Source organism: Pseudomonas sp. P1_F7 (genome assembly GCF_056405655.1).
On the sequence record NZ_JBFUBR010000006.1, the window covers coordinates 1 to 13,253 of the forward strand.

The 13,253-nt window shown below is 59.2% G+C and carries 13 protein-coding genes and 1 pseudogene; 11 read left to right on the plus strand and 3 right to left on the minus strand.

The annotated features are described in order from the left end of the window. Positions 1 to 148 (minus strand): annotated as a pseudogene (locus AC1D1M_RS11005) (PLP-dependent aminotransferase family protein); the annotation flags it as partial. 82 nt (positions 149 to 230) lie between these two features. Between AC1D1M_RS11005 and AC1D1M_RS11010 the strand changes: the two are divergent. From AC1D1M_RS11010 to AC1D1M_RS11020, 3 genes are all read left to right on the plus strand, one after another. Continuing rightward, positions 231 to 677, plus strand: coding sequence for a MarR family winged helix-turn-helix transcriptional regulator (locus tag AC1D1M_RS11010; protein ID WP_477775657.1), 447 nt, complete (start codon positions 231 to 233; stop codon positions 675 to 677). 236 nt (positions 678 to 913) lie between these two features. Beyond that, a complete protein-coding gene (locus AC1D1M_RS11015; protein ID WP_015096117.1) occupies positions 914 to 2,263 on the plus strand; it encodes an NCS2 family permease in 1,350 nt (449 codons plus the stop codon). Positions 2,264 to 2,335: 72 nt separating this feature from the next. Then, positions 2,336 to 2,962, plus strand: a complete 627-nt coding sequence (locus AC1D1M_RS11020) for a LysE family translocator (protein ID WP_477775658.1) — start codon at positions 2,336 to 2,338, stop codon at positions 2,960 to 2,962. 124 nt (positions 2,963 to 3,086) lie between these two features. Here AC1D1M_RS11020 and uraH read toward each other — a convergent pair whose 3' ends face one another. Continuing rightward, positions 3,087 to 3,440, minus strand: a complete 354-nt coding sequence (uraH, locus tag AC1D1M_RS11025; RefSeq protein WP_477775659.1) for a hydroxyisourate hydrolase — start codon at positions 3,438 to 3,440, stop codon at positions 3,087 to 3,089. 434 nt (positions 3,441 to 3,874) lie between these two features. Here uraH and puuE point away from each other — a divergent pair, with 434 nt between their 5' ends. The 8 genes from puuE to AC1D1M_RS11065 all read left to right on the plus strand — a co-directional run bounded on the left by puuE (position 3,875) and on the right by AC1D1M_RS11065 (position 11,949). After that, complete coding sequence (gene puuE / locus AC1D1M_RS11030) at positions 3,875 to 4,801, plus strand: allantoinase PuuE (RefSeq protein ID WP_477775660.1); 927 nt, start codon at positions 3,875 to 3,877, stop codon at positions 4,799 to 4,801. After that, the gene (gene uraD / locus AC1D1M_RS11035) at positions 4,798 to 5,313 is read left to right on the plus strand and encodes a 2-oxo-4-hydroxy-4-carboxy-5-ureidoimidazoline decarboxylase (RefSeq protein WP_477775661.1); all 516 of its coding nucleotides are present in this window, start codon (positions 4,798 to 4,800) and stop codon (positions 5,311 to 5,313) included. The genes puuE and uraD overlap by 4 nt, the downstream gene beginning before the upstream one ends. A gap of 90 nt (positions 5,314 to 5,403) precedes the next feature. Further along, entirely contained in the window at positions 5,404 to 6,399 is a 996-nt protein-coding gene (gene alc, locus AC1D1M_RS11040; protein WP_477775662.1) for an allantoicase, read from the plus strand. Between the two features lie 134 nt (positions 6,400 to 6,533). Beyond that, positions 6,534 to 7,037, plus strand: coding sequence for an ureidoglycolate lyase (locus AC1D1M_RS11045; RefSeq protein WP_007960046.1), 504 nt, complete (start codon positions 6,534 to 6,536; stop codon positions 7,035 to 7,037). 50 nt (positions 7,038 to 7,087) lie between these two features. Beyond that, entirely contained in the window at positions 7,088 to 8,389 is a 1,302-nt protein-coding gene (locus tag AC1D1M_RS11050; RefSeq protein ID WP_477775663.1) for a urate hydroxylase PuuD, read from the plus strand. A 165-nt stretch (positions 8,390 to 8,554) separates the two neighbouring features. Then, positions 8,555 to 9,913: a nucleobase:cation symporter-2 family protein gene (locus tag AC1D1M_RS11055; RefSeq protein WP_477775664.1), complete on the plus strand. Its 1,359-nt coding sequence runs from the start codon at positions 8,555 to 8,557 to the stop codon at positions 9,911 to 9,913. An 87-nt stretch (positions 9,914 to 10,000) separates the two neighbouring features. After that, positions 10,001 to 10,786 carry an outer membrane protein OmpK gene (locus AC1D1M_RS11060; protein ID WP_477775665.1) on the plus strand — a complete coding sequence of 262 codons (786 nt, stop codon included), beginning with the start codon at positions 10,001 to 10,003 and terminating at the stop codon, positions 10,784 to 10,786. 377 nt (positions 10,787 to 11,163) lie between these two features. Then, entirely contained in the window at positions 11,164 to 11,949 is a 786-nt protein-coding gene (locus AC1D1M_RS11065) for an outer membrane protein OmpK (protein WP_477754854.1), read from the plus strand. A gap of 112 nt (positions 11,950 to 12,061) precedes the next feature. Here the strand turns inward: AC1D1M_RS11065 and AC1D1M_RS11070 are convergent, their stop codons facing one another. Next, positions 12,062 to 13,234, minus strand: a complete 1,173-nt coding sequence (locus AC1D1M_RS11070) for a patatin-like phospholipase family protein (RefSeq protein WP_477775666.1) — start codon at positions 13,232 to 13,234, stop codon at positions 12,062 to 12,064. Positions 13,235 to 13,253: the final 19 nt, after the last annotated feature.

The following is a 13,253-nucleotide window of genomic DNA, read 5'->3' on the forward strand; positions in this document are numbered from 1 at the left end:
GCGGCATGTCGGCCCAATCGACCTTCGGCAACATGGCTTCGGCCGGCAAGCCGCCAGCAAACGACATCATCTGCGGACGCTGGGCGGCGGCAAGGATTTCACGGATCAAAGAACTTTTAAGGCGTGAGACACGTTCGGAAAAAGCCATGGGGATCACCGGTAGCGAGGCATGTGAAAAATGAGTCAAACTTGTTGACCGAAATTACGCCAGCCCGAATGGATACGTCAACATGCTTGACCTTAAAAGCCCGCTTTCCCAGCAACAAGCCATGGAAGCGTTTTTCTTCGGCTACCAGGCCTTCACCGCCAAGGCCGATGAAATGCTCGAACGTCGCGGCCTTAGTCGGGTGCATCAGCGCATCGTGTTTTTCATCGCCCGCTATCCGAACCTGAGTGTGAAGGAGCTGTTGGCGTTGCTCGGTGTGAGCAAGCAGGCGTTGAACATGCCATTGCGACAATTGTTGGAGATGCATCTGGTCGACAGCGTTGCGTCCGAAACCGACAAGCGCAAGCGCCTGCTGGAGTTGACCGCCGAAGGCGCCCGGTTTGAGCAGGCATTGCGGCGTGAGCAGGTGAAAGTGCTGGAGCGGGTGTTTGCCGAGGCTGGGGAGACGGCGGTGAATGGGTGGTTGGCGGTGAATCTGGCGTTGGGGAAAAACCAGGCGCATACCGACTGAGACATTCTGCCTGCTGATTTTGATGCTGGCTGATCCGGCGATATATCTCTAAAGCCAAACTTTTCGTCTACAAAATCAAAAACATTATTTGCTTTCTTTGTATACAAAAGCATAATCCACCTCGTGCGAGTTCCTGACCAAGCGGTCAACAAATTCGCAAGTGCCTCAAAGGGCCGCTGCCACCCTCATGGGTCCGGCCCTGGAAATAACAATAAAACTCTTGAGGAGTATTCGCTGTGGAAAGCCGCAAATCCGAAGCATCGACGCTGGATCTCTCGCCGCCATTACGCAATGGCTTGCTGGAACGTCTGTTCAAACTCAGCTTGCACGGCACCACGGTGAAGACCGAGCTGATTGCCGGTCTGACAACCTTCATCACCATGGCTTACATCATTTTCGTCAACCCTAACATCATGGCCGACGCCGGGATCGACCACGGTGCCGCGTTCGTCGCCACCTGCATCGCCGCGGCACTCGGTTGCCTGTTGATGGGCCTGTACGCCAACTGGCCGGTCGGCCTGGCGCCAGGCATGGGGCTGAACGCATTCTTCACCTACACCGTGGTCGGCACCATGGGCTACAACTGGGAAACCGCCCTCGGCGCGGTGTTTGTGTCCGGTGTGTTGTTCATGATCCTGACCTTCTCGCGGATCCGCGAATGGCTGCTCAACAGCATCCCGGTCAGCCTGCGCTTCGCCATGGGCGCCGGCGTGGGTCTGTTCCTGGGGCTGATCGGCCTGAAAACCGCAGGTATCGTCGTCGATAGCCCGGCTACGCTGATCAAGCTCGGTTCCCTGCGCGAACCTGGCCCGCTGCTTGCCGCCGTGTGCTTCCTGATGATCGCCATCCTCAGCTATCACAAAGTGTTCGGCGCGATCCTCATCAGCATCATCACCGTAACCCTCGCCGGTTGGGGCCTCGGGCTGGTGCACTACGAGGGCATCATGTCGGCCCCGCCAAGCCTGGCGCCGACCTGGATGGCCATGAACGTCGCCGGCGTGTTCAACGTCAGCATGATCAGCGTGGTCCTGGCGTTCCTCTTCGTGCACATGTTCGACACCGCCGGCACCCTGATGGGCGTGGCCCAGCGCGCCAACCTGGTGGGCGCTGACGGCAAGATCGAAAACCTCTCCCGCGCCATGAAAGCCGACAGTGCTTCCAGCGTATTCGGTGCGGTAGTCGGCGTTCCGCCGGTCACCAGCTACGTGGAAAGTGCCGCGGGTGTAGCAGCGGGTGGTCGGACTGGTCTTACCGCAGTGACCGTAGGTGTGCTATTTATTGCAGCCATGTTCTTCGCGCCACTGGCCGGGATGATTCCTGCCTATGCAACCGCAGGTGCACTGATTTATGTGGCGATGCTGATGATGGGTGGCATGGCCCACATCGAATGGGACGAAGCGACCGACAGCATTCCGGCGATTGTTACCGCAATCATGATGCCGCTGACTTTCTCGGTCGCCGACGGTATCGCACTGGGCTTCATCACCTACGTGGCGCTGAAGGCCGGTACCGGCAAGTACAAGGAAATTTCCGTGAGTCTGTGGGTGCTCTGCGCGATCTTCATCGCCAAGTTCATCTTCTTGTAAACCTTACGCGGGACCCGCTTGAAAACAGCCTCACCCCGTCGGGTGGGGCTTTTGTGCAAATGGAGGAAAGTGATGAGTCTGGAAACCTGGCTGCTGTTCAGCGGCGCTGCGCTGATAGTGATCCTGATCCCGGGGCCGCTGTCGTTGCTGATGATCAGCAACAGTCTGAATTACGGCCTGCGCCGCTCTTACCCGGCCTTTCTCGGAGGCGTGTCCGCATCGATCTGCCTGCTGAGTGCTTCGGCGCTAGGCCTGGGTGCGTTGTTGCTGGCGTCGGAACAGCTGTTCAGCGCCCTGAAGATTCTTGGCGCCCTTTACCTGTTCTACCTCGCCTGGCAGAGCTGGCAGCAATCGCGCCAGCCTTCCCACGGCGCTGAAGTGCCACAGGCCGCGCCGGTGCCACGCTTTCGTGCACTGTTCGGCCGTGCGTTCATGCTCGGCGCCAGTAACCCGAAAGACATTCTGTTCTTCGCCGCTTTCCTGCCGCAGTTCTTGAACGCCGAACAAGCGTTCCTGCCGCAGTTGCTGGTGATGATTGTCACTTGGACACTGCTGGATCTGGCCTGCAAGTTGGCTTATGGCCTCGGCGCCCATGGTGCGGCGCGGTATCTGCGCAGTGGCAAGGGCCAGAGCTGGTTTAACCGGATCAGTGCGGGGTTGTTCAGTGGCGCGGGAGCTGCGTCCCTGCTGAGCCGCTAAGAGCTGTAGGAGCGAGCTTGCTCGCTCCTACAGAAGACGAAAAAAAGCCCGCAGTGTGAGCGGGCGAAAAACCAAAGAAGCTATATGCGCAGTCGCTTCCAGGGTGCAGCTGCTGCCTGGGGGATCAGCTGCCGCGATAGGTGGAGTAGCTGTAAGGCGAAATCAACAACGGCACATGGTAGTGATCCTGCTCGGCGGAGATGCCAAAACGCAGCACCACGACATCCAGAAAAGCCGGCTCCGGCAGCTTGACGCCACGGGCGCGGTAGTAATCGCCGGCATGAAACTGAACCTGATAGACCCCGGTGCGGTAGTCATCGCCTTGCAGCAGCGGTGCATCGACACGGCCATCGCTGTTGGTTATCGCGCTGGCGACCAATTCCAGGTGCGTACCTTCAACGCGGTACAACTCGACCTTGATCGAGCTGCCCGGGCAACCGTGTGCTGCGTCCAAAACGTGTGTAGTCAAACGTCCCATTGATTCTGCGCGCCTGCCTGCGTGGAGCAGTCAGACTTCGCGCCTCCCGAAGTCAGTTGAAAAGGAGACCGCACCGATTCGGAGCACGAAAAGCTGCGGCGAGCGACTAATTAAGACACTTTTCAAAAAAATTGTACACAATAAAAACGACATTTTTCCCATGGCTCCCGCCATTTGCATATTTGCCGTCGATTTCCCGCTAAACCGCACAGCCTATGAACCCTTCAATCAATAATTGACCAGTCAGGCAGAATTCTTGCAGGCTCACGCCAATAGCAGTAAAAGATGACAGTCGGTGAAAAATGCGAAAATTCAGGCTTACAAAGTGAATATAAAGTTGTATACAATCAGCCCATCGCTGTGACGCCAGCCTGCCATCCAGTTTTCAGCTGCGTCACACCAACCGTCATCATCGAATAAGAAGGAAGCCTGCAGTGAGCGCTGACTACCCACGCGACCTGGTCGGTTACGGCAGTAACCCTCCTCACCCACACTGGCCGGGCAATGCCCGCATTGCCCTGTCGTTCGTACTCAATTACGAAGAAGGCGGCGAGCGCAACATCCTGCACGGCGACAAAGAGTCCGAAGCGTTCCTCTCGGAAATGGTTTCTGCCCAGCCGCTGCAAGGCGCGCGCAACATGAGCATGGAGTCCCTTTACGAGTATGGCAGCCGTGCCGGCGTGTGGCGGATCCTGAAACTGTTCAAGGAATTCGACATTCCGCTGACCATCTTCGCCGTGGCCATGGCCGCCCAGCGTCACCCGGACGTGATCCGCGCCATGGTCGATGCCGGTCACGAGATCTGCAGCCATGGCTATCGCTGGATCGACTACCAGTACATGGACGAAGCCCAGGAACGCGAGCACATGCTCGAAGCGATCCGCATCCTCACCGAAATCACCGGTGAACGCCCGCTGGGCTGGTACACCGGCCGCACCGGCCCGAACACCCGTCGCCTGGTGATGGAAGATGGTGGTTTCCTCTACGACTGCGACACCTACGACGACGACCTGCCCTACTGGGAACCGAACAACCCGACCGGCAAGCCGCACCTGGTGATCCCGTACACCCTGGACACTAACGACATGCGTTTTACCCAGGTCCAGGGTTTCAACAAGGGCGACGACTTCTTCGAATACCTCAAGGATGCGTTCGACGTGCTTTACGCCGAAGGCGCCGAGGCACCGAAAATGCTGTCGATCGGCCTGCACTGCCGCCTGATTGGCCGTCCGGCGCGTCTGGCTTCGCTCAAGCGCTTTATCGAATACGCTAAAAGTCATGAACAGGTGTGGTTCAGCCGTCGCGTGGACATCGCGCGCCACTGGCAAGAAACCCACCCGTACACAGGGGCTGCCAAATGAGCACCTTCCAAACCGTCAAACCTTCGAGCCTCGGCCGCGACGCCTTTGTCGCCGCTTTCGCCGACATCTACGAACATTCGCCATGGGTAGCCGAGAAGGCCTTCGACCTGGGCCAGGACGCTTCGATCGACGAGATCGCAACCCTGCACCAGCGCATGAGCGACATCCTGTTGAGCGCCGATCACGAAAGCCAGCTGGCTTTGATCAACGCTCACCCGGACCTGGCAGGCCGTGCGGCCGTCCAGGGCCAGTTGACCGAAGCCAGCACCAATGAACAGGCTGGCGCCGGTATTCACCAATGCACGGCCGAAGAGTTCCAGCGCTTCACCGAGCTGAACGACGCCTACAAAGCCAAGTTCAAGTTTCCCTTCATCATGGCGGTAAAAGGCAGCAACCGGCATCAGATCCTCGCAGCATTCGAAACGCGCATCCACAACCCGGTCGATACCGAATTCAAATGCGCGCTGGCGGAGATCAACAAGATCGCCCTGTTCCGATTACTGACCCTATAGCAAGCCTGGCTCGAGCGGATTCAAGAACGCCGAAACCGCCCTGAGCCCCGCAAGCATCCCAAGCCACTTATTTAAAGGCAGACAAGAAGAATGAAAGCTTACGCCGTACCTTTCGAGAAGTTCGTCAACCTGGCCGATGCCCGCCTGGGCACCAAAATCATCTCGGTCACCGATGACTGGTTCGCAGACGCCAACCGTCTGTTCCAACCGACCCCGGCCGTCTGGAAAGAAGGCGTGTTCGATGACAACGGCAAGTGGATGGACGGCTGGGAATCGCGTCGCAAGCGCTTCGAAGGCTTCGACAGCGCAGTGATCCGTCTGGGCGTACCGGGTTCGATCAAGGGCGTCGACATCGACACTTCATTCTTCACCGGCAACTTCCCGCCATCGGCCTCCCTGGAAGCCTGCTTCCTGGCCGAAGGCGAGCCGAACGAAAACACCCAGTGGGTCGAAGTGCTGTCCGCCGTCGAGCTGCAAGGCAACAGCCACCACTACCACGAAATCAACAACGACCAGGCCTTCAGCCACCTGCGCTTCAACATCTACCCGGATGGCGGCGTGGCCCGTCTGCGCGTGTACGGCGTGCCGTTCCGTGACTGGTCGGCTACCGGCGACAACGAGCAAGTCGACCTGGCCTCTGCCCTCAACGGTGGTCGCGCCCTCGCCTGCTCCGACGAACACTTCGGTCGCATGAGCAACATCCTCAACCCGGGCCGTGGAATCAACATGGGCGATGGCTGGGAAACCGCACGTCGCCGTACCCCGGGCAATGACTGGGTCATCGTCGCGCTGGGTCATGCCGGTGAAGTCGAGAAAGTCATCGTCGACACCCTGCACTTCAAGGGCAACTACCCGGACAGCTGCTCGATCCAGGGCGCGTTCGTGAAGGGCGGTACCGACAGCCAGATCGAAACCCAATCGCTGTTCTGGCGCGAACTGCTGCCAAGCCAGAAGCTTGAAATGCACGCCGAACACACCTTCGCCGAGCAGATCAAGGCACTGGGCCCGATCACCCACATCCGCCTGAACGTGTTCCCGGACGGTGGTGTGAGCCGCCTGCGTGTACTGGGCAAGGTCGCGAAGTAATGCTGAGCCTGTAGGAGCTGCCGCAGCCTGCGATCTTTTGATCTTAAAAAGCAAAGTCAAAAGATCGCAGGCTTCGCCAGCTCCTACAGGGAATGCGGTAAACCGAACATACATTTGAAGAAAAGAAGACCAGCATGCGCACACTGACGATTGAACCGCTGACCAAAGAAGCCTTCGCCCCTTTCGGTGACGTGATCGAAACCGACGGCAGCGATCACTTCATGATCAACAACGGTTCGACCATGCGCTTCCATAAACTGGCGACGGTCGAAACCGCTACGCCAGAGGACAACGCGATCATCAGCATCTTCCGCGCCGACGCGCAGGACATGCCGCTGACCGTCAGCATGCTGGAGCGCCATCCGCTGGGCAGCCAGGCTTTCATTCCGCTGCTCGGCAACCCCTTTCTGATCGTGGTCGCGCCACTTGGCGATGAACCTGTATCAGGCTTGGTCCGCGCCTTCGTCACCAACGGCAGGCAGGGCATTAATTACCATCGCGGCGTTTGGCACCATCCGGTGCTGACGATCGAAAAGCGGGATGACTTCCTGGTGGTTGATCGCAGTGGCACAGGCAATAACTGCGATGAGCATTTTTTCAAAGAGGATGAGCGTTTGATCCTCGCCCCCCACCAATAAGAGAAGGTCTGATCACTCGACAACAGAGTGACAGGCGAGAGGTAAAGACTGTGGAAGCACATCTGTTGGAATGGCTGAACCTGAGCGTGCGCTGGGTTCACATGATTACTGGCGTGGCCTGGATCGGTGCGTCGTTCTATTTCGTATGGCTGGAAAACAACCTCAATCGGGTCAACCCGAAAAGCGGTCTGGCCGGTGATTTGTGGGCGATCCACGGCGGTGGTATCTACCACCTGGAAAAATACAAACTGGCTCCACCGACCATGCCGGACAACCTGCACTGGTTCAAATGGGAAGCCTACTTCACCTGGATGTCGGGTATCGCGCTGCTGTGCGTGGTGTTCTACTCCAACCCGACGCTCTACCTGCTGGCTCCGGGCAGCACCCTGAGCGGTCCTGAAGGCGTGGCCATCGGTCTCGGCTCGCTGTTCATCGGCTGGTTCATCTACTCCTTCCTCTGCGACTCGGCCCTGGGCAAACGCCCTGCCCTGCTAGGTTTCATCCTGTTCGTCCTGATCATCGGCGCGGCCTACGGCTTCAGCAAAGTGTTCAGCGGTCGAGGTGCATACCTGCACGTCGGCGCGATCATCGGCACCATCATGGTCGGTAACGTGTTCCGCATCATCATGCCGGCGCAGCGCGCACTGGTCGCGGCGATCGCCGAGAACCGCACGCCGGATCCGGCGCTGCCGGCCAAAGGCCTGCTGCGTTCGCGTCACAACAACTACTTCACCTTGCCGGTGCTGTTCATCATGATCAGCAACCACTTCCCGAGCACCTACGGCAGCCAGTACAACTGGTTGATCCTGGCCGGGATCGCGGTACTGGCGGTGTTGGTGCGTCACTACTTCAACACCCGTCACGACAGCCACAAGTTTGCCTGGACCCTGCCGGTGGCAGCCGTTGGCATGATCTGCCTGGCCTACGTCACCGGCCCTGCGCCGCTGAACAGCCCGGAAGTGGCCAAGGCGCCAGCGAAGATCGAATACCAGCCACTGCCGGAAACAGCAGTGGGCGGTGGTTTGAAACCCGCTGAAGCCAAACCTGCAGAAGTGCCTGCCGCCGCACCGGCGCAAGCGTCCAACGCCGGCCCTGGCTTTGACAAAGTGCACAGCGTGATTCAGGAACGTTGCGCGGTTTGCCATTCGGCCAAGCCGACCAGCCCGCTGTTCAGTACGGCCCCTGCCGGTGTGATGTTCGACACCCCCGAGCAGATCCGCCAGAACGCACCGCGGATTCAGGCGCAAGCCGTCACCAGCCAGATCATGCCACTGGGCAACATCACGCAGATGACCCAGCAGGAACGTGACCTGATCGGTGCCTGGATTGTGCAGGGCGCCCAGACCAACTAAGCAACAAAAGCATCGCGAGCAAGCTCGCTCCCACAGGTTTTGCATGGCCTGTGTGGGAGCGGGCTTGCCCGCGAATGGCCGCAAAGCGGCCCACCCGATTCGAATACAGCTGCCGACAGCACTGCAGCTGTAAATCACAAGAATAAAAAAGATCCGAGGTGTTGCATGTCCGAGCTATCCACAGCGCGCATCCCCGACGCACCCGCCATTCAGCGTTTGCCCCTCCTGCAACTGATCCTGGTCGGTTTGCAACATGTTCTGCTGATGTACGGTGGTGCCATCGCGGTACCGCTGATCATCGGACAGGCCGCTGGCCTGAGTCGTGAAGAAATCGCCTTCCTGATCAACGCCGACCTGCTGGTCGCCGGCATCGCCACCATCGTCCAGTCCCTCGGTATCGGCCCCATGGGCATTCGCATGCCGGTGATGATGGGTGCCAGTTTCGCCGCCGTCGGCAGCATGGTCGCCATGGCCGGCATGCCCGGTATCGGCCTGCAAGGGATCTTCGGCGCGACCATCGCCGCCGGCTTCTTCGGCATGCTCATCGCCCCGTTCATGTCCAAGGTCGTGCGCTTCTTCCCGCCACTGGTGACCGGTACGGTCATCACCTCGATCGGTTTGTCGCTGTTCCCCGTGGCCGTGAACTGGGCCGGCGGCGGTGCCAGCGCCGCTCAATTCGGTTCGCCGATTTACCTGACCATCGCCGCACTGGTACTGGGCACCATCTTGCTGGTGCACCGTTTCATGCGCGGTTTCTGGGTCAATATTTCCGTACTGATCGGCATGTGCCTGGGCTATGTGCTCTGCGGCCTGCTCGGCATGGTCGACCTCAGTGGCATGGCCCAGGCGCCATGGCTGCAATTCGTCACTCCGCTGCACTTCGGCATGCCGAAATTCGAACTCGCGCCGATCCTGTCGATGTGCCTGGTGGTGGTGATCATTTTCGTCGAGTCCACCGGGATGTTTCTGGCGCTGGGCAAGATCACCGGCCAGGAAGTCTGCCCACGGATGCTGCGTCGCGGTTTGCTGTGCGATGCCGGCGCCTCGTTCTTCGCCGGGTTCTTCAACACCTTCACCCACTCCTCCTTCGCCCAGAACATCGGCCTGGTGCAGATGACCGGCGTGCGTTGCCGCTCGGTGACCATCGTTGCCGGCGGGTTGCTGATCGTCCTGAGTCTGCTGCCCAAAGCGGCGTTCCTGGTGGCCTCGATTCCACCGGCCGTGCTCGGTGGCGCAGCGATTGCGATGTTCGGCATGGTCGCCGCCACCGGGATCAAGATTCTCCAGGAAGCCGACATCGGTGACCGTCGCAACCAGTTGCTGGTGGCGGTGAGCATCGGCATGGGTCTGATCCCGGTTGTACGTCCGGAGTTTTTCGCCCACCTGCCCGTGTGGATGAGCCCGATCACCCACAGCGGCATCGCCATGGCCACCCTCAGCGCGCTGACGCTGAACCTGCTGTTCAACATCCTTGGTGGCGCCGAACGCGCGGCCATCAACGACTGCCACGCTCACACCCATTGATCTGACGGATAACCAAGGGGGCCTGCCTGTGGCCAGCCCCCTGGCCACAACCTGCGCCTCAAAAATAAAAACAAGAGGGAGCAACAGATGATTCGGACACAAACCAACCTGCTGTTGAGTGCTGGCCTGTTGGCCGCGAGTCAGGCCATGGCCGGCGATTTACTGCTGTGGCAGACCAATAGCCTGAGCTACCTGTACGGCAAGGATTTCGTGGTCAACCCGTCGATCCAGCAGACGATAACTTTCGAACACGCCGACCGCTGGAAGTACGGTGACAACTTCATGTTCATCGACAGCACTTACTACAACGGCGAAAAAGACCGCAACAAAGGCGCTCACGCCTATTACGGCGAGTTCAGTCCGCGCCTCTCCTTCGGCAAGATCCTCGACCGCCGTTTCGAATTCGGCCCGATCAAGGACGTGCTGCTGGCCATGACCTACGAGAACGGCGAAGACGACACCGAGGCCTACCTGATCGGTCCCGGTTTCGACCTCGCGGTACCGGGTTTCAACTTTTTCACCTTGAACTTCTATTACCGCCAGACCGAAGGCTCGCGTCCCGGCGACGATGTCTGGCAGATCACGCCGGCCTGGTCCTACACCCTGCCATTGGGCAACTCGAACCTGTTGATCGACGGCTACATGGACTGGGTGGTGGATAACGACCAGAACTCCCATGGCACTTATCACGCCAACCTGCACTTCAACCCGCAGATCAAGTACGACCTGGGCAAGGCCATGGGCTGGCGGGAGAAACAGGTGTACGCCGGCGTCGAATACAGCTACTGGAAAGACAAGTACGGCATCGAAAACAGTTCCAGCTTCGACACCAATGAAAACACCACCAGCCTGCTGGTGAAGGTGCATTTCTGATGCTGCTCCGCAACCGTGCCCCAAACCTGTCGTCGGTGCGCCGTTGCGGAGCACTTGAGACCTGGCCGAGGAGTCAGTATTCTCCGCGGCCGCCCGAATCCGGTTTAAAAAAAAGCCCGGATGTAAAACCTGACCAGCAGGCCAACTTATCCCGGCTCTGGCAGGCACCAAGGCACTCCAAAACCCCTCTCAATCGACCGCTCTTGAGCCGCCGAACGGGAGTTTTTTTGCTTTTTGAAAGCCTTGGCTCAGCTCTTGCTAACAGCACTAAAGCTGACCGAATGGATGATTTTTTGCCGCTACAGAAACAGGCGCCACACCAGAGCGCCGACCTTAAAAAAATAACGTGGAACCACCTACTTTTTGGGAGCAACCGAATGAAACGTACGTGCACTAGCCTGATGCTGGCGGGATCATTGCTGGCGGGGGGTCAGGCCATGGCCGGCGACTTGCTGCAATGGCAGAACAACAGCCTGAGCTACCTCTATGGCAAGGACTTCCAGGTCAACCCGCGCATCCAGCAGACGGTGACCTTTGAACACGCCGACGGTTGGAAATACGGCGACAACTTCTTCTTCATCGACAAGATCTTCTACAACGGCAAGGAAGACGCCTTCGCGGGCAAGAACAGCCACTACGGCGAGCTCAGCCCGCGCCTGTCGTTCAACAAGATCTTCGACCAGAAGTTCGAGCTCGGCCCGATCAAGGACGTTCTGCTGGCCATGACCTACGAGTTCGGTGAAGACGATACCGAGTCCTACCTGATCGGCCCTGGTTTCGACCTGGCCATCCCGGGCTTCGATTACTTCCAGCTGAACTTCTACAACCGCCACACCGAAGGCGACCGCCCGGGCGACAACATCTGGCAGGTCACGCCGGTCTGGTCCTACACCATCCCGGTGGGTGGCTCGGATGTGCTGATCGACGGTTTCATGGACTGGGTCGTCGACAACGATGTGAACAAAAAAGGCGAATACCACGCCAACCTGCACTTCAATCCGCAGGTCAAATATGACCTGGGCAAGGCGCTGAACCTGGGTGCCAAGCAGTTGTACGTCGGTGTCGAGTATGACTACTGGAAAAACAAATACGGCATCGAAGACAGCCAGGGCTTCAAGACTGATCAGAGCGTGACCAGCTTCCTGGTCAAGGTTCACTTCTGATTTGTAGGAGCGAGCTTGCTCGCGATGGACTTGAGGACGGCGCGTTTAATCAGTAAAACGCGTTATCGTTAACGTCCATCGCGAGCAAGCTCGCTCCTACAGACCGCCTATCTCAAGCCGAAACTACAGGTTCCTCCACCCCCAGAAACCGGCACAACTCTCCGCGCTTGGCCAACGCATCACGTCGCCCCAGCTCAATCAACTCGCTGCAATACCCCGCCTCGAACAGCAGGTAACTCAGCACCCCTGCCCCGCTAGTCTTGGTCGCGCCCGGCCCGCGCAGAAACAGGCGCAGTGCCGCCGGTAATTCCTGACGATGGCGCGCGGCAATCTCGTCGATTGGCTGGCTCGGTGAAATCACCAGCACGTCCACCGGCGCCACGCCCAATGCACGGGTTGGTGTACCGTCGGGCATCAGGTGACTGAACTGGTTCAGGCGCTGCAACAACTCGATGTCACTTTCCAGGCTGTCAATGAACGTACTGTTGAGCATGTGCCCACCGATCTGCGCCAGGGTCGGCTGCTGGCCGGTGTAGCTGCGCAGCAAGGGTTGTTGCGGGTCGACTCCACGGGGGTTGCCGCTGACGCCCACCACCAGCACCCGGCTGGCGCCCAGATGCAGCGCCGGACTGATCGGTGCCGACTGCCGCACCGCGCCATCACCGAAATACTCTTCGCCGATTTTCACCGGGGCGAACAGCAGCGGAATCGCCGAACTGGCGAGCAAGTGTTCAACGGACAGTTGAGTGGGAACGCCGATGCGTCGATGGCGCAACCAGGCATCGATCTTGCCGCCGCCCTGATAGAAGGTGACTGCCTGGCCGGACTCATAGCCGAACGCCGTGACCGCCACCGCATGCAATTGCTTCTGTGCGATCGCTTCGGCGATGCCGCCCATATGCAGCTTGTTGTTGAGCAAATCCCGCAGCGGAGAACTGTTGAGCAGCGCCACCGGCATGTGCTTACCGATGCCGAGCAAACTGTGGCTGACAAAGCGGCTGGCCTGGCGAATCACCCCGGGCCAGTCGCTGCGCAACACCAGATGACTGCGAAAGCCCTGCCAGAAGGCTGTCAGGCGTTCAATGGCGTTACGAAAGTCCATTGCCCCGCTGGCGAGGCTGACGGCGTTGATCGCGCCCGCCGAGGTGCCGACGATCACCGGAAACGGATTGCTCGCCCCCGGCGGCAGCAATTCGGCAATCGCCGCCAGCACCCCGACCTGATAGGCCGCCCGAGCCCCGCCACCGGAAAGAATCAACCCTGTTACCGGTTCAACTGGACTCATCGCAACACTCCATGGTGCT

Coding starts and splice junctions, on each gene's coding strand:
- AC1D1M_RS11010 (WP_477775657.1), top strand. CDS start 231: ATGCTTGACCTTAAAAGCCCGCTTTCCCAGCAACAAGCCATGGAAGCG.
- AC1D1M_RS11020 (WP_477775658.1), top strand. CDS start 2,336: ATGAGTCTGGAAACCTGGCTGCTGTTCAGCGGCGCTGCGCTGATAGTG.
- uraH (WP_477775659.1), bottom strand. CDS start 3,440: ATGGGACGTTTGACTACACACGTTTTGGACGCAGCACACGGTTGCCCG.
- uraD (WP_477775661.1), top strand. CDS start 4,798: ATGAGCACCTTCCAAACCGTCAAACCTTCGAGCCTCGGCCGCGACGCC.
- alc (WP_477775662.1), top strand. CDS start 5,404: ATGAAAGCTTACGCCGTACCTTTCGAGAAGTTCGTCAACCTGGCCGAT.
- AC1D1M_RS11045 (WP_007960046.1), top strand. CDS start 6,534: ATGCGCACACTGACGATTGAACCGCTGACCAAAGAAGCCTTCGCCCCT.
- AC1D1M_RS11055 (WP_477775664.1), top strand. CDS start 8,555: ATGTCCGAGCTATCCACAGCGCGCATCCCCGACGCACCCGCCATTCAG.
- AC1D1M_RS11060 (WP_477775665.1), top strand. CDS start 10,001: ATGATTCGGACACAAACCAACCTGCTGTTGAGTGCTGGCCTGTTGGCC.
- AC1D1M_RS11065 (WP_477754854.1), top strand. CDS start 11,164: ATGAAACGTACGTGCACTAGCCTGATGCTGGCGGGATCATTGCTGGCG.
- AC1D1M_RS11070 (WP_477775666.1), bottom strand. CDS start 13,234: ATGAGTCCAGTTGAACCGGTAACAGGGTTGATTCTTTCCGGTGGCGGG.